This window comes from Flaviramulus aquimarinus, from assembly GCF_039543205.1.
GTDB classification, from domain to species: Bacteria; Bacteroidota; Bacteroidia; order Flavobacteriales; family Flavobacteriaceae; genus Flaviramulus_B; species Flaviramulus_B aquimarinus.
Genome location: NZ_BAABJH010000001.1, coordinates 314,350 through 334,463 on the forward strand (window position 1 = coordinate 314,350; position 20,114 = coordinate 334,463).

The 20,114-nt window shown below is 30.7% G+C and carries 18 protein-coding genes and 1 pseudogene; 16 read left to right on the forward strand and 3 right to left on the reverse strand.

The window, feature by feature from the left end; all coding sequences use genetic code 11:
* Positions 1 to 121 precede the first annotated feature (121 nt).
* A complete protein-coding gene (secA, locus tag ABD941_RS01410) occupies positions 122 to 3,478 on the forward strand; it encodes a preprotein translocase subunit SecA (RefSeq protein WP_345272161.1) in 3,357 nt (1,118 codons plus the stop codon).
* Positions 3,479 to 3,717: 239 nt separating this feature from the next.
* Here secA and ABD941_RS01415 read toward each other — a convergent pair whose 3' ends face one another.
* Positions 3,718 to 3,975 (reverse strand): hypothetical protein, encoded by a 258-nt coding sequence (locus ABD941_RS01415; RefSeq protein WP_345272162.1) that lies wholly within the window; start codon positions 3,973 to 3,975, stop codon positions 3,718 to 3,720.
* A gap of 270 nt (positions 3,976 to 4,245) precedes the next feature.
* Here ABD941_RS01415 and ABD941_RS01420 point away from each other — a divergent pair, with 270 nt between their 5' ends.
* From ABD941_RS01420 to ABD941_RS01450, 7 genes are all read left to right on the forward strand, one after another.
* Positions 4,246 to 5,352: a tyrosine-type recombinase/integrase gene (locus ABD941_RS01420; RefSeq protein WP_345272163.1), complete on the forward strand. Its 1,107-nt coding sequence runs from the start codon at positions 4,246 to 4,248 to the stop codon at positions 5,350 to 5,352.
* A 91-nt stretch (positions 5,353 to 5,443) separates the two neighbouring features.
* A complete protein-coding gene (locus ABD941_RS01425; protein ID WP_345272164.1) occupies positions 5,444 to 6,751 on the forward strand; it encodes an alpha/beta hydrolase family protein in 1,308 nt (435 codons plus the stop codon).
* A 125-nt stretch (positions 6,752 to 6,876) separates the two neighbouring features.
* A complete protein-coding gene (locus ABD941_RS01430) occupies positions 6,877 to 7,740 on the forward strand; it encodes a DUF5050 domain-containing protein (RefSeq protein WP_345272165.1) in 864 nt (287 codons plus the stop codon).
* Between the two features lie 170 nt (positions 7,741 to 7,910).
* A complete protein-coding gene (locus ABD941_RS01435; RefSeq protein ID WP_345272166.1) occupies positions 7,911 to 9,020 on the forward strand; it encodes a hypothetical protein in 1,110 nt (369 codons plus the stop codon).
* A 162-nt stretch (positions 9,021 to 9,182) separates the two neighbouring features.
* Positions 9,183 to 9,926, forward strand: coding sequence for a hypothetical protein (locus ABD941_RS01440; protein ID WP_345272167.1), 744 nt, complete (start codon positions 9,183 to 9,185; stop codon positions 9,924 to 9,926).
* A 31-nt stretch (positions 9,927 to 9,957) separates the two neighbouring features.
* Positions 9,958 to 10,752, forward strand: coding sequence for a hypothetical protein (locus ABD941_RS01445; RefSeq protein WP_345272168.1), 795 nt, complete (start codon positions 9,958 to 9,960; stop codon positions 10,750 to 10,752).
* A gap of 249 nt (positions 10,753 to 11,001) precedes the next feature.
* Entirely contained in the window at positions 11,002 to 12,444 is a 1,443-nt protein-coding gene (locus ABD941_RS01450; RefSeq protein ID WP_345272170.1) for a T9SS type A sorting domain-containing protein, read from the forward strand.
* Positions 12,445 to 12,506: 62 nt separating this feature from the next.
* Here the strand turns inward: ABD941_RS01450 and ABD941_RS01455 are convergent.
* Positions 12,507 to 12,650: pseudogene (locus ABD941_RS01455) on the reverse strand (IS110 family transposase); the annotation flags it as partial.
* A 436-nt stretch (positions 12,651 to 13,086) separates the two neighbouring features.
* Between ABD941_RS01455 and ABD941_RS01460 the strand changes: the two are divergent.
* The 8 genes from ABD941_RS01460 to ABD941_RS01495 all read left to right on the forward strand — a co-directional run bounded on the left by ABD941_RS01460 (position 13,087) and on the right by ABD941_RS01495 (position 19,434).
* The gene (locus ABD941_RS01460) at positions 13,087 to 13,578 is read left to right on the forward strand and encodes an RNA polymerase sigma factor (RefSeq protein ID WP_345272171.1); all 492 of its coding nucleotides are present in this window, start codon (positions 13,087 to 13,089) and stop codon (positions 13,576 to 13,578) included.
* Positions 13,562 to 14,218, forward strand: a complete 657-nt coding sequence (locus ABD941_RS01465; RefSeq protein ID WP_345272172.1) for a hypothetical protein — start codon at positions 13,562 to 13,564, stop codon at positions 14,216 to 14,218. The genes ABD941_RS01460 and ABD941_RS01465 overlap by 17 nt, the downstream gene beginning before the upstream one ends.
* A 113-nt stretch (positions 14,219 to 14,331) precedes the next feature.
* On the forward strand, positions 14,332 to 14,784 hold the full coding sequence (locus ABD941_RS01470) for a hypothetical protein (RefSeq protein WP_345272173.1): 453 nt from the start codon (positions 14,332 to 14,334) through the stop codon (positions 14,782 to 14,784).
* Between the two features lie 194 nt (positions 14,785 to 14,978).
* A complete protein-coding gene (locus ABD941_RS01475) occupies positions 14,979 to 15,494 on the forward strand; it encodes a PspC domain-containing protein (RefSeq protein WP_345272174.1) in 516 nt (171 codons plus the stop codon).
* A gap of 129 nt (positions 15,495 to 15,623) precedes the next feature.
* The gene (locus ABD941_RS01480; RefSeq protein ID WP_345272175.1) at positions 15,624 to 16,529 is read left to right on the forward strand and encodes a TolB-like translocation protein; all 906 of its coding nucleotides are present in this window, start codon (positions 15,624 to 15,626) and stop codon (positions 16,527 to 16,529) included.
* Positions 16,530 to 17,174: 645 nt separating this feature from the next.
* The gene (locus ABD941_RS01485) at positions 17,175 to 17,912 is read left to right on the forward strand and encodes a hypothetical protein (protein ID WP_345272176.1); all 738 of its coding nucleotides are present in this window, start codon (positions 17,175 to 17,177) and stop codon (positions 17,910 to 17,912) included.
* A gap of 38 nt (positions 17,913 to 17,950) precedes the next feature.
* A complete protein-coding gene (locus tag ABD941_RS01490) occupies positions 17,951 to 18,787 on the forward strand; it encodes a helix-turn-helix domain-containing protein (protein WP_345272177.1) in 837 nt (278 codons plus the stop codon).
* Between the two features lie 89 nt (positions 18,788 to 18,876).
* Positions 18,877 to 19,434, forward strand: coding sequence for a YbhB/YbcL family Raf kinase inhibitor-like protein (locus ABD941_RS01495; RefSeq protein WP_345272178.1), 558 nt, complete (start codon positions 18,877 to 18,879; stop codon positions 19,432 to 19,434).
* A gap of 163 nt (positions 19,435 to 19,597) precedes the next feature.
* Here ABD941_RS01495 and ABD941_RS01500 read toward each other — a convergent pair whose 3' ends face one another.
* Complete coding sequence (locus ABD941_RS01500) at positions 19,598 to 19,852, reverse strand: FUSC family protein (RefSeq protein ID WP_345272180.1); 255 nt, start codon at positions 19,850 to 19,852, stop codon at positions 19,598 to 19,600.
* Positions 19,853 to 20,114: the final 262 nt, after the last annotated feature.

The window sequence follows — 20,114 nt, forward strand, 5'->3', positions numbered from 1 at the left end:
AAGAACAGTTAAAAAGTCTCGATTTGAGACTTTTTTTTTGTTCAAAAATGTATCTTTGAATACATTACAATTAAAGAAAAATAACTAGGCAAATCCTAGATAAAATATAAAATAAACACTCATGAGTTTTTTAAATTCTGTACTAAAAATGTTTGTTGGCGATAAAGCTAAACAAGATGTAAAAGTCATATCGCCACTAGTTGATAAAATTAAAACCTTTGAAGCAGCTTTAGGGGCCTTATCGCATGATGAGTTAAGAGGAAAAACAGCTGAGTTTAAAGCAAAAATTGCAGAAGCCAATGCCGATGTTGATAAACAAATTAGTAATTTAACACAAGAAGCCGAAACTACTGAAGACATTGATAAGCGTGAAGATATTTACGAGCAAATTGACAGGTTAAAGGATGAAGCTTATAAAATTACTGAAGACGTTTTAAACACTATTTTACCTGAAGCTTTTGCTGTGGTAAAAGAGACTGCAAAACGTTTTGTAAACAACACCTCTATTACTGTAACTGCAAACGAATTTGACAGAAGCTTATCTGGAGAAAAGGATTATGTGGTTTTAGATAATGATAAAGCCATTTGGGCAAATTCTTGGGATGCTGCAGGAAAACCTATTACTTGGGACATGATACATTACGATGTTCAATTAATTGGCGGTGTTGCCATGCACCAAGGTAAAATTGCCGAAATGCAAACGGGTGAAGGTAAAACTTTAGTAGCAACCTTACCAGTGTATTTAAATGCCCTAGCCGGAAAAGGTGTGCATTTAGTAACCGTTAATGATTATTTAGCAAAACGTGATAGTGCCTGGATGGCCCCTATTTTTCAGTTCCACGGCATGAGTGTTGATTGTATTGATTACCATCAACCAAACTCTGAAGCACGAAGAAAAGCCTATAATGCTGATATAACGTATGGTACCAATAATGAATTTGGTTTTGATTACTTACGTGATAATATGGCGCACTCGATAGATGATTTAGTACAGCGCCCACACCACTACGGTATTATAGATGAAGTCGATTCTGTATTAGTCGATGATGCACGTACACCATTGATTATTTCGGGCCCAATTCCTAAAGGGGATCGCCATGAATTTACAGAATTAAAACCTAAGGTTGATGATATTGTTTCTGTACAACGTAAATATTTAACAGGTGTTTTGGCAGAAGCTAAGAAATTAATTAAAGAGGGCGATACTAAAGAAGGTGGTTTTCAACTACTTCGTGTTTATAGAGGTATTCCTAAAAACAAAGCACTCATTAAGTTTTTATCTGAAGAAGGTGTTAAACAACTACTCCAAAAAACGGAGAATTTCTACATGCAAGACAACAACCGCGAAATGCCTAAGGTTGATGCAGAATTATACTATGTTATTGAAGAAAAAAATAATCAAGTTGAATTAACAGACAAAGGTGTTGAATACATTTCTGGAAAAGATAACCCAGACTTTTTCATTTTACCAGAAATAGGTATTGAGGTTGCTAAAATTGAAGAGCAAGGTCTTTCGCCTGAAGAGGAAGCAACACTTAAAGAAGATTTGTTTAAGGAGTTTGGTTTAAAATCCGAACGCATACATACACTAAGTCAATTACTTAAAGCCTATGCTTTATTTGAAAAAGACACCCAATATGTGGTGATGGATAATAAAGTGATGATTGTAGATGAACAAACAGGTCGTATTATGGATGGTCGTCGTTATTCTGACGGTTTACACCAAGCCATTGAAGCCAAAGAAAATGTGAAAATTGAAGATGCTACACAAACATTTGCAACAGTAACATTACAAAATTATTTTAGAATGTATCGCAAACTATCTGGTATGACAGGTACAGCGTTAACAGAAGCTGGTGAGTTTTGGGAAATCTACAAATTAGATGTTCTTGAAACGCCTACCAATCGACCTATTGCGCGTGATGATAGAGAAGATTTAGTTTTTAAAACCAAACGTGAAAAATACAATGCGGTTATTGATGAAGTAACCAAACTATCTCAAGCAGGTCGTCCAGTTTTAATTGGAACAACATCGGTTGAGATTTCCGAGTTGCTTGGTAAAATGTTAAGCATTCGCAAAATACCACACAATGTATTAAATGCAAAACAACATAAACGAGAAGCAGATATTGTTGCCGAAGCTGGTAATGCAGGACAGGTAACCATAGCTACCAATATGGCAGGTCGTGGTACAGATATTAAATTATCTGAGGACGTTAAAAAAGCTGGAGGTTTAGCTATCGTTGGTACAGAACGTCATGATTCACGTCGTGTGGATCGCCAGTTACGTGGTCGTGCAGGACGTCAAGGAGACCCAGGAAGCTCACAGTTTTATGTGTCTTTAGAAGATAATTTAATGCGCTTATTTGGTTCTGAGCGTATTGCAAAAATGATGGATAAAATGGGGTTGAAAGAAGGCGAAGTGATTCAGCATTCTATGATTTCAAAATCTATTGAACGTGCTCAGAAAAAAGTTGAAGAAAACCAGTTTGGTGTTCGTAAGCGTTTGTTAGAATATGATGATGTGATGAACGCACAACGTGAGGTCGTTTATAAACGACGTTACAATGCTTTAAACGGTGAACGTTTACGTGTAGATTTAGCCAATATGATTTTTGATACCTCAGAGGGTATTGCAGAAACTAACAAAGATGCTAACGATTATAAAAATTTTGAGTTTGAATTGATTCGTTATTTTTCAATGAGTGCACCCATTTCTGAAGACGAATTCGGAAAGTTATCAGCTCAAGAAATCACTTCTAAAATATACAAAGGGGCTTTCGAGCATTACAGAGCAAAAATGGAACGTAATGCAGATATAGCATTCCCTGTAATTAAAAATGTATATGAAACACAGCGCGATAAATTTAAGCGTATTGTAGTGCCTTTTACCGATGGTATAAAAACCTTAAATGTGGTTACCGACCTTGAAAAGGCTTATGAAACTAATGGTAAGCAATTAATTACCGATTTTGAAAAGAATATAACGCTGGCTATAATCGATGATGCCTGGAAAACCCATTTACGCAAAATGGATGAGTTAAAACAATCGGTACAATTAGCGGTTCACGAACAAAAAGACCCTTTATTAATTTATAAGTTTGAAGCTTTTGAATTGTTTAAAAGCATGATTGACCAAGTAAATAAAGACGTTATTTCATTCTTATTTAAAGGCGAGTTACCACAAGAAACACAAAACACTATTCAAGAGGCCAGACAAACCCGTAAAAAGGAAAATCTTAAAACCCAAAAAGACGAAATCCCTAATTTAGATGAGCGTTCGGCACAAAACAGAGCCGCAGGCAAAACGCAACGTCAACAAGAAGTCGTGGAAACTATTGTACGCGACAAACCAAAAATTGGACGTAATGACCGTGTTACCATTAAACATGTTATTAATGGTGAAAACAAAACCCTTAAATACAAACAAGCTGAACCTTTAATTGCTAAAGGCGAATGGGTTTTGGTTGAGGATTAATTTGCACATTAAACATTAATGCAAGAAATATGCTTACTTTCAATGCTTATGGTATAAGTATAGCTCCATATTAATATGGTAAATACTGTTCTTAAAACTAGCAATACAGTAAACGCTTTCAAAAAACAGAAAACCCTATTCGGTTTCAGAATAGGAATATCATTAAATCAATAGGATAAAACCACTACATGTTTTTGGTTTTATCCTTTTTTTAAAAGAATACCATATTAAAGTAATAACTACTTCTTTTTTAGAACCAATGGTTGCTTTACTATTAATATTTCATCATTGGAAAACTCCATCCAAGCAAAATCATAAAGGTAATGATAGGTCTTACCTTTACTATTTATATTCTGGTGTGTATGATACTTGAATCTGAATTTCTTTTTTTCAAGTACAACACGGGCTACTTTACATTGTGTTTTTTTCTTGCCCATAATCTCCAAAAGGATACTCCTATTTCTATGTAATATAATATCCAATTCTTTTACAACCATTGCGGTGGCTTTCCTTAGGTTAACATGATAGTAATTTTTACATCTTACAGAACAAAATATCTTATCTTTTCTTCCTACAATACGATTACTACAAATTTTACATTTCATTTAGTGTTTTTTTTAGATAATTCAATAGTTTAAAATCACAACAAATTGATTGTAAGTACAATAAAATTATTCGTTTCTAACGGTTAATATACTTTTATTATCTAATAAAAAAATTTTAGTCTTACTTTTTTTATAAGTTTATTCATCAAAATAAATACTTTAATGCAAGCATCCATTTATCAACCTATCAAAGGAGCCAAACGGATTAAAATTTTTATCCCCTATAGCTTACATGCTTTAAGGGAAGCTGTTAAAAAAATGAATGGAAGTTTTTGGCATCCAAATCAAAAATTATGGTCTGTAGTAAATACTGCTCAAAATTTCGAACATCTAAAAAAACTATGCGGTTCAGATTATAAAGTGGTAAAGGATATTAAATTTGCCCCTGTCCCTAAGGTACCATTAAACGCCAATGCTATGGAAGCACTTTATAACTTAGAAAAAGCCTTAGTCCTAAAACAATATAGCGTCTCTAGCATTAGAATATATAAAAAAATGTTTGCCGTTTTTTTAAGTAAATTTATGCAGAGAGATCTTAAGCAAGTAAATAAAGAAGATATAGAGGGTTTTGTTTATGAACTGATAAAGAAAAGTAAGGTTAGCGAATGCTACCAAAATCAAATCATAAACGCCATAAAGGCTTACTATGAACATGTATTAAAAATGCCCAGAGAATATTATGATATACAGAGGCCAAAAAAAGCCAGAAGTATACCAAATGTATTGAGTAAAATTGAAGTTTTAAAAATAATTCAACATCCTAAAAACATTAAACATCGAGCCATTCTAAACACCATATATGGTTCCGGACTACGAATTTCCGAACTCATAAATTTACGCATTTCAGACGTAAACTCTAATGATGGTTATTTATTTATTAAAGATAGTAAAGGCAAAAAAGACCGAAAAACTATTTTATCAGAGCATTTGGTAATATTACTCAGAGCTTATTACAAACAGTACAAGCCTTCATACTGGCTGTTTGAAGGACAATCAGGAGGGCAATACAGTACCACTAGTATAAGAGCCATTTTTAGAAAATCGGTTAAAGAAACAAATTCCAACCCATGGGCTACTGTACATACTTTGAGACACTCTTTTGCAACACATTGTATTGAAAACAATGTAAACATACGTCACTTACAAAATATGCTGGGGCATAATTCTCCTAAAACCACTGAGATCTATACCAAAACCATAGAAATTAACAACAAAACCGTCATAAGTCCCTTGGATTCTTTGTTGAAAAGTAATACATTGCATTTATAAGCGATATAACAGCAACTTTACGAATAGAATGTGCTGTTATACAATTGTTAGAAACAATATAAAGTGAAACTGAACATTTAAAAATTAACACATGAAAAGGATAATAATCATCTTCATATCATTTGGAATATTTTCTTGTAGCTCAAAAAAGGAGATTAATAATGGAGACAAGACAGGAAGTTTTAGCGGTGTATTTGAATACGGAAATTTTTCAGATAAGATAAACTTTGAAATTGAACAAGATTCTGCCAGCTTCAAGGTTTTTTTCTCGAGTTTAGAACAAAATGCAAATCGAATTCCTTTTCAAGTTATCGAATCAATTGGTGATTCTATAAAGTTTAAATTGCAAAGTGATTTTTATACATATTCCTTTAAAAACAAATGGATTGAAAATAACAGCAAACTTCAGGGAGTTCTTACTGTAGACTCAATTACAGTTCCTTACACTTTAGAAAAGGAGTTGCTGAGTAATAACCAAAATCCCAAAAATGAAGATGTTAGTTTCGAATCCAATGAATTGAAAATAAATGGAACTATTTGGTATCCTAAAAATAAAGGGAATAAGGCAATAGTAATTCTGACTTCATCTGGTAATGCAGACCGGAGTGCCTCAAGAGCAGAGGCTAAGTTATTTGCACAAAGGGGATTTACAACATTTCATTATGACAAAAGAGGGACTGGAAATTCGGAAGGCGATTGGCAAATAGCTACGATTGAAGAACTTGTGAAGGATGATATCAATGCAATTAAGTTTTTTTCTGATAAGACAGGTATTTCTCTTACGAACATTGGAATTAAAGGTAGTAGCCAGGGAGCTACTAAAATACCGTATGTCTTAAATGAATTAGAAAGTCTGGAATATGGTGTTGCCGTAAGTTGCCCCGGAGTTTCATTGCTCGAAAGTGATTTAAATTATTGGAAAAATAGAAATGCAGAAATATTCGGAAATGAAATTGAAGCCGCAACTAAATTTCAACGAAAGGTTTTTGAATTTATAGCAGGTAAATTATCCAGAACAGATTTAGAAAAGGCCATAGATAATGCAAAATCTAATTCATGGTTTGCCAATGTATGGGTGCCAAATCTGGATGAGGTCCAAATAGATAAAAAGCTTCTCTACAGTCCCATTCCTTACTTTCAAAGAACAAAACACCCAATCTTGATTCTGCAAGGGACAAGTGATGAAATAATACCTGCAAATAGTAATGAAATCATTTCAGCGGCACTGACAAAATCAGGTAATGATAATTATAAAACCGTGTTATTAGAGGGGGCCTCACATTCAATGTATAATATTGGTGAAAGTGATTTTCCTTATTGGTCTAAATTGCATCCTGATTATTTAGAAACGATTGAAAATTGGATAAATACTGTTTCTAACAATGTATATACAAAATAGGCGCGACAGTAGTTATTCCAACGGTTGTAGCCCGCTTCAACTTTGTAACGGTTTGTTAGGTTTGAAGCCCGCAATCGCCTACTTTGCATATACTCACCGTTAGAGGTAATTAAAAAACATACACAATGATTAGATTAACATTCTTAGTAGTACTAATATCTTCCCAATTATTTGGACAAGAAAATGAGATACTATTCACGAAACAAGTAAATAATAATGACAATATATTTTTAATAAACAAGGAAGGGAAGTTAAAACAAGTCACTAATCATAATAGAAAAGACAGTAGCCCAATGATTTCACAGGACGGGAGATTTATGGTCTTCACTTCAGAGCGAGTTGGATGGTGGAAAATTTGGCTGTTAGATATTGAAAAAAATGAGTTTAAACAATTAACAAACTCCAATAGTGCAGAATACAGTCCATCTTGGTCGCCAGATGGAAAGCACATCGTTTTTGTCTCAACAAGAGATGGGAATGATGATATTTATACAATGAATAGAGAGGGAGAAAATCTTAAAAATATTTCCAACAAAAAGAATTCTAACACAATGCCTTCTTGGGGTTTGGATAATCTAATTTACTATTCTTCAAAAATTGATGGCATCTATCAAATTGTAAGATGCAAACCAGATGGATCAAATGAAGAGATTATCACCAATGGTTCTGATAATAAACTAATGCCTCAATTATCAAATGATTTAACAAAAATACTCTATTATGGAGATAGAGATGGGAATTTAGAAATTTATACATTAAACATAAAAAACAAGTCTACACTAAGACTTACTAACAATCCTTTAATGGACATGAGACCAAGATGGTCTACTGATAATGAGAGTATTGTTTTTGAAAGAGGGAATAAAGGTAATAATCATCATATATATATAATGTCTGTAAAAGATAAAAAAGTAAAACAGTTAACATTTAAAAATTATAATTATTCGTCCTCTTTTGTTCCTAAAGGAATTAGGGTGCTTAAAGATTAACTACCTCTAACATTGTATAAAAATAATAGCGGTTTAAGTAGCCAATTCAAAGTGAGTGTCTTTGAAAAAAGTTTAGTGTTAAACTGAAAGGGAAGTGCCTTGAAACCCGCTACTATTCTTATACGAGACCGTTGTGGGTAATGTGAAAAACGAAAACAAATTGAAAATAAATGAATGTAGAAAGTTTACTTAACAAAATAAAAATCTTCAAAGAATTAGTAATTGATTCTGGTTTTAAAAGAGATGTTATTGATAATAAACAATCAATCGCACAATCTCAAAATCAGAATTTAGTTTTTATGAAAGGGCTTTCCGAGAATATAAAATCTAACCTTATTTACTTTGAAAACAATTCGTTAAACAATGAATTAAATGGTGTCTTACGACAAAATGAACCTTTTACTTCTTTAAATACTTTAGAAGAATTAGAGAATTTAGATGCAGATAAAGAAATAAACGGACAACAATATTTTCAAAAATTCAACACAATACTAAACCAACTTCAGAAAGGTATTCAGTCTAATGAAACTGAATTAAATACAGTAAAAACAACTTTTGAGAAATACGTTTCGGAAGAAAATGAGTATGAAAGCGATGAGGAACAAGCTGTAATGTCTTTGATATTTAAAGACTTGCAATCTACTGGAAGTTTAAAAGAATTTTCAAGAGTTTTACAAAGATGGAATAGGACACTTTTAGTTTATCATACATTATTAAAAAAGGAATCACCAAAAGAAATTTCACTTGTTGAAATACAAAATGGCTCTATTGATGTGATTTTTAATATTGATTTTGATGTAGCCATAGATTTAACCGAACTTCTAAAAACAGGTTTAAAAGTTTATGGAGCATACCTTGCTTATAAATCTAAAACTGCCAAAGAGATTATAGCTTCGTATATGGGCAATAAAAAGCTTATTGAGACTGAAAAAGAAAGGGAAAAATTAATGTTAGATAATATTAAGGAATCAATCAAACAATTGGCATTAGAGCAACATAAAGAGAATTTAGAATCTGATTCACCACCATTGAAGACAGGCGCTACAAAAAAAGCCGATGAAGTTGCCAAAGTAATAACTGAGCACATTGTTAGAGGAAACGAAATCAAACTTTTAACACCACCAGCACCAGAGGAAGAGGATGAAATAGATATTTCGACAGAATTAAGAACAGAAACGGCAATAGTAAGGGAACGTTGGAAAAAGCTTGAGGAAAAGGAACAACAGTTACTTCTTGAGAAATACACAATTAAAGACGAAGAGGAAAAGAAAGAAAAATAAACACTACCCACAACAATGGCTATAAGTAATTGCTGGTTCTCGCCTACTTCTGAAAATCCTCGCGGATTTTCAGTTTGGTGTGTACTTACAAAGTTAAACACTAACCCACGCAACTACTCATAGCCGAGACCGTTGTAAGTAATTAAAAAAAATAAATCATTAATGAATGAATTATCTAAAATAAATGTTAATATTCTGAATCAAGCAATTAATAAATTTGATGGAGCAGTCAATGATTTAATTGAAGAATTAAAATTAGAACGTGAAAAACAATATAATGACTATAAATATTGGAATGAATTAGAGACTTCAAATACAGAAAAATTCAACTATTTAGACGAATTAGCTAACCAAACAGGGCATTCCATTAATATTCAAATAAGAGAAGATATAGAAACAGCAATGTTTATTAAGGATGAACTAACAGCTTTGTTTGAAATGAAAATAATTTATGCATTTAAACATTTAGAAATAAATATTAAAAAATTGATACTTCATCATTATAAAGAATTACCAACCTCAAAACCTAAATGGTATGATATTCAACGCTTTTTTAAAAAACAAAATATTCCTCTGAATAAAATCCAAGGATATACAGAAGTGAATGAATTAAGATTAATAAATAACTCATTAAAACATTCTCACGAAAGTGTTGACCCCGAGATTTTAAAGATTAAGGAATTTAAAAATGGCTCATTTCAAAACTTTGAAACTTTGGAAAGTTTTTACGAGCGTGTTGAAAATTATTCTGCAATATTTTTTACTTCATTAATGGAAAAAACTGAAAAAGAAGTTGCTAATTTTAATGATAAAAAACTAAAACAAATCGCTGAAAAAGCTACTTTAAATATGAACAAAGAAGTTGCTGAAAAATTAATTATCGAAATAGAAAAAAAATACAACTAAGTTATTGCTAAATATAGAAAACAGGGAAAAAATGAATAAAATATTAACAATAACAGTTTTGCTTTTAAGCTTTTCAATAAATTCGCAAACATTTATTAATGAAAATCTAGATGGAGAACTAAATTTAGAATCAAAAACTCTTTCTGTAAACTTGAAAGAAATACAGTTTTCAGGAAATTTAACCTCTATAAAATATAAATACAAGGATTATTATTTAGTTAAAGGTGAGCATCAACAACTTTTAATCTCCTTTGATAATCTTAAAAGCAAAAAGGAAACTAAAATACGTGAAATAATAATTATAAATGAAAATTATGACAAATTAGTCAAGTATATTAAAAAAAACCAATTAAAAGATGGTGAAGTGTTTTTCAAATACAACTATATGTTTGACGCTTCGAAAAATAAAGAACTAAATACTAGTTGGAAAAACAAAGAATACTTAGAGATTCAAAATAAGTTGAAAGAAAAATATGATTCCATAAGTGATTTAAAAAACTTTGAAGGAAAATATTATGTGAAAATATTAAAATCTGAGGGTTTAGACTATTCTAAACTTGAATATAAAGCTGAATTATATATTTCCGATAAAGGATTTACTTTTAAATCAGAAATACCAGATATTATGTTATTAAAAGGAACTCATTATATTAAGGAGGAATTTTTACCTTCGAAAAAAGGTTCTTTTATTCTAACAAAGGGAAACTCTAGAAGAACTTTTATTTCCCTAAATATTAATTCTACAAGAGAATCTGGAGCATTCACATTTAGCGAATATGGAAGAACAAATACAACAACATTTATTATTGAGAAATTTGTGAAATAAAAACTACTTACAACACCGTACAAAATTAATTGCTTGCTTTTTGCTTGCTTAGGAAAATCCTCGCGGATTTTCTTTGTCAGTAATTATTTACTAACTTAAGTACTTAAACATCGCAACTAATCTTGTACAACAACGTTGTAAATAATGCTGAAAACCTTACATTTAAAACAATATGTAATCAAAATTGAGTATATATTGTTCCATAAAAAAACCATACATTCGATTTTTTTTAACCAACAAAATACAATTATGAAAAAGTTATTACTCTTAAGTTTATTATGTCCTTTATTTTTAATCGCTCAAACTCAAATAGGCCAGGATATTGATGGTGTACTGGAGCAGGCTGGTAGCGGTTATTCAGTAACTTTATCTTCGGATGGTACTATCCTTGCCATAGGAGATCCTTTTAATTATGAAAATGCAACCGCTCAAGGAAGTGTTCGCCTATACGCTAACCAATCTGGCGTATGGACTCAAATTGGTTCTGATATTTATGGGGAAGGTACAGAAGCTGCTTCAGGGTCGACTATAAGCTTGTCATCCGATGGCTCAATAGTTGCTATTGGCGCTATTTCAGATAAGGCTGTACGTATTTATGAAAATCAATCTGGTGTGTGGACTCAAATAGGAGCAACTCTTGATTTTTCGTCTGATATTGGAGGTACAAGCTCTGTTAGTTTATCTTCAGATGGCACTATATTAGCTATTGGTAAATCAGAGAGTGGTTTTGTGCCATCCCGAACTGGTTTTGTAAGTATTTTTAAATATCAATCTGGTACTTGGTCACAAATAGGCTCTGATATATATGGAGAAGCAGTAGATGATTGGTTTGGCAGATCAATAAGTTTAAATTCAGATGGTACTGTATTGGCAATTGGAGCATCTATGGTTGATAGTAATGGAACGGGATATGCTCGTGTTTATGAGAATCAGTCTGATAATTGGATCCAGTTAGGTCAAGATATCGATGGTGAGGCAGCCGGTGATCAATTTGGTAAGTCGGTAAGCCTATCATCAGATGGTAATGTAGTTGCTATTGGAGCACCGCGAAATGATGGCAATGGATCAGAATCAGGACATGTGCGTGTTTACGAAAATCAATCAGGCACTTGGAATCAAATCGGTACCGATATTGATAGTGAAGCAACAGGTGATTTATTTGGATTTTATATAGATTTATCTTCAGATGCTTCTATAATTGCAATTGGAGCAATTTGGAATGATGGCAATGGATCAGAATCAGGACATGTGCGTATTTACGAAAATCAATCAGGCACTTGGAATCAAATCGGTACCGATATTGATGGTGAAGCAACAGGTGATTGGTCAGGATATTCTGTAAGTTTATCATCAAACGGTTCTGTAGTTGCAATAGGCGCTGTTAATAACGATGGTAGTAGTGTCTTAGGTTCAGGCCATGCAAGAGTATATGATTTAAGTGCTTTATTGTCTTCAGGTGAGTTTGTTTTATCACAGTTTTCAATTTATCCAAATCCTGCTAAAACTAGGGTTACCATAGACTTAAAAGCGGGTTTAGAACTAGAAGAAGTTCTTATTTATAATAATTTAGGTCAGCAAATAATGGTGAGTAGGAATCACGTTATTAATACATCTAGTTTAAACACAGGTCTTTATTATCTGCAAATAAAAACAGATAAAGGAAATGGATCTAAAAAACTGATTATAGAATAAGTAATACAAAAATTTAAAAAGCACTATGTACAACAAAGAACTGAGTTAAAAAACAAGCAATATTAAGCTAATCTAGAAACAAAGTTTTCATCATAAGGTCTTCCAGATTTTGCAATAGCAAATGCCTGCTTTAATAACTTATTTGCCACTGCAATTAACGCTAGTTTTTTACTCTTTCCTTTAGCGACTAACCGTTCATAAATTTCACTATATTTATTCATAAGTATTGAAATTTGGAAAGAACGAGCTACTGACGTTTCAACAACTTGAAATCGAGATCTAAAGTCTCACAGAACTGAACGAAATCTTAGTAGTAAAAGAGAGAGGGTTATCAATGTTGTCGAAGTCTAAAGCTTCACCGTATATACTAATCTTATTTCTCTCTTTTGTTCTTTCTATTAGTTATCTAATTTAATGAAAGACAAACTTAAGAAATATATAAGCAATAGCAGTTTGTGTGTACTCTCAAGCGCTATTGCTTTTTTAAGTATCTTGCTATTTGTATTATAAGTATATTTATTCACTACTGCTCTTATACTAAAATTTGTACTTAATATCTCTCAAAAGAGATTCTTTTTACAATTTTACCATTTGCCTGTAATAATTCCGAATTTAAGACACTAACCAATTAAAAGAACACTATTGAGTAGCGATTTTTATAAAACATCCATTTTACCGTTTGCAGGAATAATCATCAAATTATGTCGAGCTTATACAAACTCGCAAGAAGATTTTGAAGATTATTACCAAGAAGTGTGTTTACAAATTTGGAGGAGTAAAGACAACTTTCGTGAAGAATCTCAATGGAGCACTTGGGTGTATCGGATTTCATTAAACGTTTGTTTAACCTTACTTAAGAAAAAGAAGAATAATGTTCAACATTTTGTATCTGATTCTATAACTACTGCAAAAACTGAAGACAACTTAGCGTTTTCAGACGAATCTCTAAATTTATTATACGATGCTATTAGAAAACTATCGGAAATCGATAGAGCAATCATTATGCTTTATTTAGAAGAAAAATCGCAAAAGGAAATCGCTGAAATTATAGGTACGAACCCAAATAATATTGGTATACGTGTTAAAAGAATTAAAATTAGATTAAAAAAAATATTAGATGGAAAAATCAATTGAAAATATATGGAAAGAAGGTTTTCTTAAGAGTGACGCATTAGTAGCACCTAAAATAAACAACCTATACAACCAAAAATCAATTCATATTATTGATAAATTTAAACGCATGTTTAAAATAAATTTGATTGCAATTATAGCATTCTCATTTGTCTTCTTAATTATCTCATTTTTTGTTGGCATACCAATAACAGGTGTTATATTTTTTATTACTCTTTCTGTTCTTGTGTTTATTAACAAGGTGTTATTAAATGGATTAGATAAAATTGACAAAGGTGAAAGTAGTTATCAATATTTAAAGACATTTAATGAGTGGATACAAAAACAGGTCGCAATCAATGAAAAAATATCAAGATTTTTGTACCCAATTATATTTCTGTCTATGATTTTAGGCTTTTGGTTTAAAGATGTAGAAGGTATGCCCTTGGGCGAAAGACTTGTAGGTGAAATTCTTGTTGGTTTTCCAGATGTATATTTAATATTTGGAGTTCCACTAATAGGAATCGTAATAGCATTCTTGATTTTAGTTTTTCTCGCGTTTTTTGGAGATCGAATTTATAAATGGGATTTAAACATTGTTTATGGAAGGGTCTTCAAAAAATTAGAAGAATTGATGGCTGATATAGAAAATTTAAGGAGCTGAACACTACTTAAAAGGTCTTGATTATATGACTTTTTAAAAATTATCAAAAAAAAATAAGTGTTAAGTGTAATATTTTTTGGTGTAAGCCACTAACCAAGAAAACACTAAAAATTATGACACTAAAAAATGCGTTGATCTTTTTTGAAAATTTAGTAGCTGAGACAAGTAGAAAATCTGAGATAAAGGTTTACCATGAATTTATTCAAATCATAACTAGTTTAGAAAAGAAAGATTTACTTAAAAATGAAATTCTATCTATAGAAACGGAATTGGATAATTTAACTTTAAAATCAAACTCTGCGAACAGAAAAAAATATTTTAAGAAAGCGAATAATGATTTTAAAAAATATTTAAAAGACACATTTTCTTTAACTACAAAAGGTTATTACACAACTTATTATGGTGGATTAGGATTAGTATTTGGTTTACTATTTGGAGTTGCAATTTTATCTAACTTAGAACGCTCGCTAGGAATTTCTCTAGGTTTAATTGGTGGAATGGTAATTGGTTCAATAATGGGTCGCAACAAAGATGCTGAAGCTGAAACGGCTGGAAAAATGCTCTAATTAATTTACAAATTAAACTAAAAAAAAAATCAACCTAAATATAATACTAAGCACAACACCGCATATAAAAAATAGCAGGATTAGCGCAAGCCATATGGTTTGCGCTTTTTCATTATCTTTCGTCTATCGGAAATGTATAGATATTTAATCTACCACTTTCCATATATAAGACCGTTGTACTTAATACTAACTAAATGAATAACCAAAAAAAAAATCATACTATATTAACATCTAACAATAAATCTGATGTTGACTTAAAACTAAAAAAGAACAATTCTACTAAAAAGTTATATCGAAATACTAACGACAATGTTTTCGCAGGAGTTTGCTCAGGTTTAGCTGATTATTTTGATAAATCTGTAATTATTATTCGTTTTGTTTTTTTCATCTTAACCTTATTTTTCATAATTGGATTAATTATTTATATAGGACTATGGATTGGAATGTCAAATAAAAAAAATATGAACTCTGATTTAAATGAATTAAATATTGATTCTAATCCCAATAAATTCAATTCTATTCTAAAATTTTTTAAAAATTTGCTTTTGCTAATAGTATTTATAATTCTAGGATGTTACCTTGGTTTTGCTGCAGGAGGATTATCAGGGCCAACAGGCAATGGAGGGGCTTCTAATTTTAGTGGCGCTGTAATTGGAACTATTCTTGGGGTTATTATTTGGATAAAAATTGTTAGTAAAAAAAAGAGCTAAGTACAAGCCGTATATAATTTATTGCTTGCTTCTTGCCTACTTACGAAAGTCCTCGCAGACTTTTTATTCAGTAATTATTTACTAAATTAGGTGCATAAAAAACGTAACAAACCATATACAAACACGTTGTTGGCATTAATTAGAGGAATGAACAAATTCAAATTCGTTTTATTATTAGCAATTGCCTTTTTAAGTTGTGAAAATCAAATCGAAAAAACTAAAATGAAATTTTTAACTGGAGAAATTCCGAATGATATTCCAATTGAATTTAAAGAGGGAATAATTCCCGAAAATAAGATAATCCATAAGGGAGTGTTTAGTCCTGACTTAAAAGAATATTACTATACATTATCCAATAAGAGTTTTGAAAATTTTGATGTGTTTAGTATAGAGAAAAATAATGGAGTTTGGACTGAACCAAAAAAAGCTTTCTTTAACAGTGAACATAATGATCACGGAATGAGCTTTTCTCCCAATGGAAATACTCTTTATTTTAGTTCAACAAGACCAGTTGATATTGATAGAATTCCAAAAACCTGGCATATTTGGAAATCAGAAAAGCTTAACGGAAATTGGACTGAACCTGTTTTTGTCGACATCCCAAATTTGAGAAACAAATTGGTTTCTCATCCTACAATTACTAATTCTGGAACTTTATATTTTCACTCAAGCAATTTAGATTATAGTGGAATGGATATTTATCACTCAAAAAATATAAATGGAAAATTTAAAGATGCGGAAAAAATTCTAATAGATTCTAAATTGGCAAAATGTACGCCATATATTTCGCCAAAAGAAGATTATTTGATGTTTGCTGCAATTGGAAATGAACTTGACTTAATGATTAGTTATAATAATGGAAAAGGTAAGTGGATAAATACAAAAAAATTGAATACCGAAATAAATAATAAAGGACAAGGCAACCCATATGTTACACCAGATAACAAATTTCTCTTTTTTACTACTGGAGAGCATTTGGGAAATAATTGGAAAGTTAAATGGGTGAATATTGATTCTGAAATAAAAAATAACTAATGCCAACAATGGCTATAATTCATTACGGCGGAATTTTCTATCGAAAACCCCTATCTTGCAGTAAAGGCTTGGTCATGACGGAATAACACTGCGTGCCATTTTGTAACGAAACAATAGACGAGACCGTTGTAAACAATTCACTTAAATCCTTGCTAAGCGATCAAAATACAAAGAATTATTATAAGAAAATTAAAAAAAATTAAAAGCTTAACTCTATTAATAATAGGATTATTATTACTGACAATAAGTTTTGCCCCTTTTCTATTTATTAAGGAATTACCTTCTGGTAATAGAGGGCAATTACAGGGATTATTTTCTATGCTATGGACAATATTTACAATGATTCCAGCTGTACTATTCACGGCTGTTGGATTTATTGTTTCTATTAATAAACTGATACAATCAAAATTTAAAATAAATCAATTCCTAAGTATTGGGATTAGTGCATTAATCTTAAGTAAAAGTTCATTATTAATTGTACGCTTTATTCCTTCGTCGAATCACACAATATTGAACGATATCATCCACCTAATTTTTGGTTTTTTTGAGTTTTTTCTTTTTTACCCATCAATTATTATAATAATTATAGGAATAGTCATAACCATTTTGAAAAGAAAAAAAATGACATCCAAAAAATTATAATAAATGAAAACTGAAAATTTGCCATTAGTAAAAATACCAAATAAGCTTAAAAATTCCCTGAAATTGATATTTATTTATCTTTTTTTTAGGCTTATTAAACTCATTACATTAGCAATATTTTCAGAAAAGAGTTTAGACCCAGACTCTATTACTCGCTATGTTTTAGAGGTTATACTAATTGGGGTTTTAATCTTTAAAATTAAAAAGCGTAAAATTTGGGCTAAATTGATGTTGTTAGTAATATTTGTGTTGAATGCGCTAAGTTTATTTTATTCTTTTATAACAGAAGTCTTATGGCGCGATACATTATTTATATCTCCAATTACAGCAATACTCCTAATAATTGTTATAATAATACTTAATTTATTATTCAATAAGAGCTCAAACCAATGGTTTAATAATTCAGAAAAAAATCAAGTATCCAAAGAAGGAAAAAGTATCAGAAAAGCATCAAAAAAGAAGTACACCTTACTAATATCAATTTTATTGAGCACTTTTGGATTTATATTAGGGTTTATACATGAAAATAATTTAGGAACTGGAACAGGTGGTGTTGAAATCCTATTTTTATTATTTATATCACTTATACTTGCATTAGTGATAATTGTTTTAATATTCCTCTTATTTAGAGGAAAGAAAAAAGAGAACCAAAATTTAATTGATGTTTCTAAGATAAGTTTATGTATAATATCTATTCCGATATCATTTATAATAGGTTTTTTTATTTCTAAAATATTTTAATAAACAGTTTACAACAACCTAGAGAGAATTAGAACTAAATGAAGACAATTACCTTACCAGATGAATTAAACTTGAGTTCCAAGTCTATTATGATTTATGACTATGAAAGCATTACTGAAATATCAAAACAACAAATTTTATTAAATAAAAATACGTTTAGCTTTCTTCAGGAAGGAACCAAAGAAGTATTTTTTGACAATTCCACATACGCAATAGACAATTCTCAATTTCTATTGATGAAATCTGGACATTGTTTAATGACGGAAAAGCTTTCTAACGATTCAGAATATTATCGAAGTATTCTATTTTTCTTTTCCAACGAAGATGTATTGAAATTTATAAGAAAATTTAAATTAAAAACATCTAATTCCAAAACATTTTACTCAACATATTCGTTTAATTACGATTCATTTATAAAAAGATTCGTTAACAGCCTATTAGATATATCAAAGCTTTCAAAATCTGTTCAAGAAAACATTTTAAACACAAAGTTTGAAGAAATAATGCTATATATAATGGACATAAATGGTATAGATTTTCTTTATTCCTTGGTTAACAATAATAACAATCAAAACCAGAAATTTATCCAAACAATAGAAAGTAATAGATTAAATAAACTAACAATCAAAGAACTTTCATTTCTCTCAAACATGAGTGTATCTACGTTCAAAAGAGAATTTGAGAAAAACTTTCACAGTTCACCTAGCAAGTGGTTTCAGGAAAAGAGACTTGAATATTCAGCCTTCCTATTAAAAAATGAATCAAAAAGACCTTCAGATATTTTTGAAGAAATTGGATATGAGAACCTCTCTAACTTTATTCAAGCTTTTAAAATAAAATTTGGGGTAACACCAAAACAGTATCAATCAAGTTGAACTTCTATCAATACTTTTTGAACTAAATCAAACACAAGAATTATTGCAATCCCTCTTAATTTTGTCTTTATAATTTAAAAACAAATATTATGAAAAAATCATTTCAAATCTTAATTGCCCTAATTACTTTTTCAAGTTCAGTTTTTAGTCAAAACACATTTACCTTATCTAGTAATGATCTAGGAGGAGAAGCAACAATTAATGAAGAATTTAATGGCTTTGGTTGTACTGGAAAAAACCAATCGCCTCAATTATCATGGAAAAATGCACCAGAAGGCACTAAAAGTTTTGCGGTAACTATGTATGATCCAGACGCACCTACTGGCAGTGGTTGGTGGCATTGGGTAGTGTTTGATATTCCCGTAGATACTAATGAACTACAATCTGGAGCAGGTAATACAAAATTGAATCTAACACCCGAAGGAATTATACAAAGTATAACTGATTATGGTGCAAATGGTTATGGAGGTCCATGTCCACCAGAAGGTCATGGTTTACATCAATATGTTATTACAGTTTACGCACTAAAAACTGATAAACTTGGATTAAATAAAAATACTAATCCCGCAATTGTTGGATATTACTTATGGAACAATACGTTAGCTAAAGCAAGTATCATAACTTATTATCAGAGAAAAGACAAATAACTGTCTATAACAACGTTGTTAGCTTTTAGTGCTTTTTTTCGCTGTATAATTCATTCAGTTTTCTTTGATTTCGCAATATATGTTTTTTCGAGTTTGAGTAAATTAAGATGTTTTTCAATTCCGATTTTGAGTGAGCAATTCAGTGACTTGTTAAATCGTATCTTTATTTTAAATTTCGTTCCTTTAAAAGGCTTTCAATTGCCCCTTTTTTATACTTGTTTTTATTAGCCAATTTATAGATTGCGTATAAAAGTATTAGTCCAAAGAAGAAGCTAAAATTACCTTTAAAAATACTGTAAATTAAAATTCCAATTAAAACTCCTATCAAAGTTGCATCTATGATATTTGCGGATTTTAACTTTTTCGCTTCTTTCAATAATTCCTCGTTTGTTAATTCTTTAAGTTTATTTTGTTCCATTTTATTAATGAGAATTTAAATTCCGCAAACTTGCTCTTGCATTAAAGCTAACGGTATTGTGTATGAATAGTAGCGAGTTTTAGTGTACTACTTTTCGGAAAGTAATTTACAAAATAAAAAAGAATAGCAATTTGAATTATAACTCAAATCGCTATTACTTATACACGTGTATAGCAAATTGCAATGAATTCCGATTAGGAATTCAGCTGCAATTTGCTATCTTTCGGTCACGGCGGAAAATCATAGCTAATTTTCCGCAACG

Bases quoted from the DNA above. Each gene is read 5' to 3' on its own strand.
- ABD941_RS01470 (WP_345272173.1), top strand. From the start codon at position 14,332: ATGACACTAAAAAATGCGTTGATCTTTTTTGAAAATTTAGTAGCTGAG.
- ABD941_RS01430 (WP_345272165.1), top strand. From the start codon at position 6,877: ATGATTAGATTAACATTCTTAGTAGTACTAATATCTTCCCAATTATTT.
- ABD941_RS01485 (WP_345272176.1), top strand. From the start codon at position 17,175: ATGAAAACTGAAAATTTGCCATTAGTAAAAATACCAAATAAGCTTAAA.
- ABD941_RS01475 (WP_345272174.1), top strand. From the start codon at position 14,979: ATGAATAACCAAAAAAAAAATCATACTATATTAACATCTAACAATAAA.
- ABD941_RS01490 (WP_345272177.1), top strand. From the start codon at position 17,951: ATGAAGACAATTACCTTACCAGATGAATTAAACTTGAGTTCCAAGTCT.
- ABD941_RS01445 (WP_345272168.1), top strand. From the start codon at position 9,958: ATGAATAAAATATTAACAATAACAGTTTTGCTTTTAAGCTTTTCAATA.
- ABD941_RS01415 (WP_345272162.1), bottom strand. From the start codon at position 3,975: ATGGTTGTAAAAGAATTGGATATTATATTACATAGAAATAGGAGTATC.
- ABD941_RS01465 (WP_345272172.1), top strand. From the start codon at position 13,562: ATGGAAAAATCAATTGAAAATATATGGAAAGAAGGTTTTCTTAAGAGT.
- secA (WP_345272161.1), top strand. From the start codon at position 122: ATGAGTTTTTTAAATTCTGTACTAAAAATGTTTGTTGGCGATAAAGCT.
- ABD941_RS01440 (WP_345272167.1), top strand. From the start codon at position 9,183: ATGAATGAATTATCTAAAATAAATGTTAATATTCTGAATCAAGCAATT.
- ABD941_RS01420 (WP_345272163.1), top strand. From the start codon at position 4,246: ATGCAAGCATCCATTTATCAACCTATCAAAGGAGCCAAACGGATTAAA.
- ABD941_RS01435 (WP_345272166.1), top strand. From the start codon at position 7,911: ATGAATGTAGAAAGTTTACTTAACAAAATAAAAATCTTCAAAGAATTA.
- ABD941_RS01500 (WP_345272180.1), bottom strand. From the start codon at position 19,852: ATGGAACAAAATAAACTTAAAGAATTAACAAACGAGGAATTATTGAAA.
- ABD941_RS01495 (WP_345272178.1), top strand. From the start codon at position 18,877: ATGAAAAAATCATTTCAAATCTTAATTGCCCTAATTACTTTTTCAAGT.
- ABD941_RS01450 (WP_345272170.1), top strand. From the start codon at position 11,002: ATGAAAAAGTTATTACTCTTAAGTTTATTATGTCCTTTATTTTTAATC.
- ABD941_RS01425 (WP_345272164.1), top strand. From the start codon at position 5,444: ATGAAAAGGATAATAATCATCTTCATATCATTTGGAATATTTTCTTGT.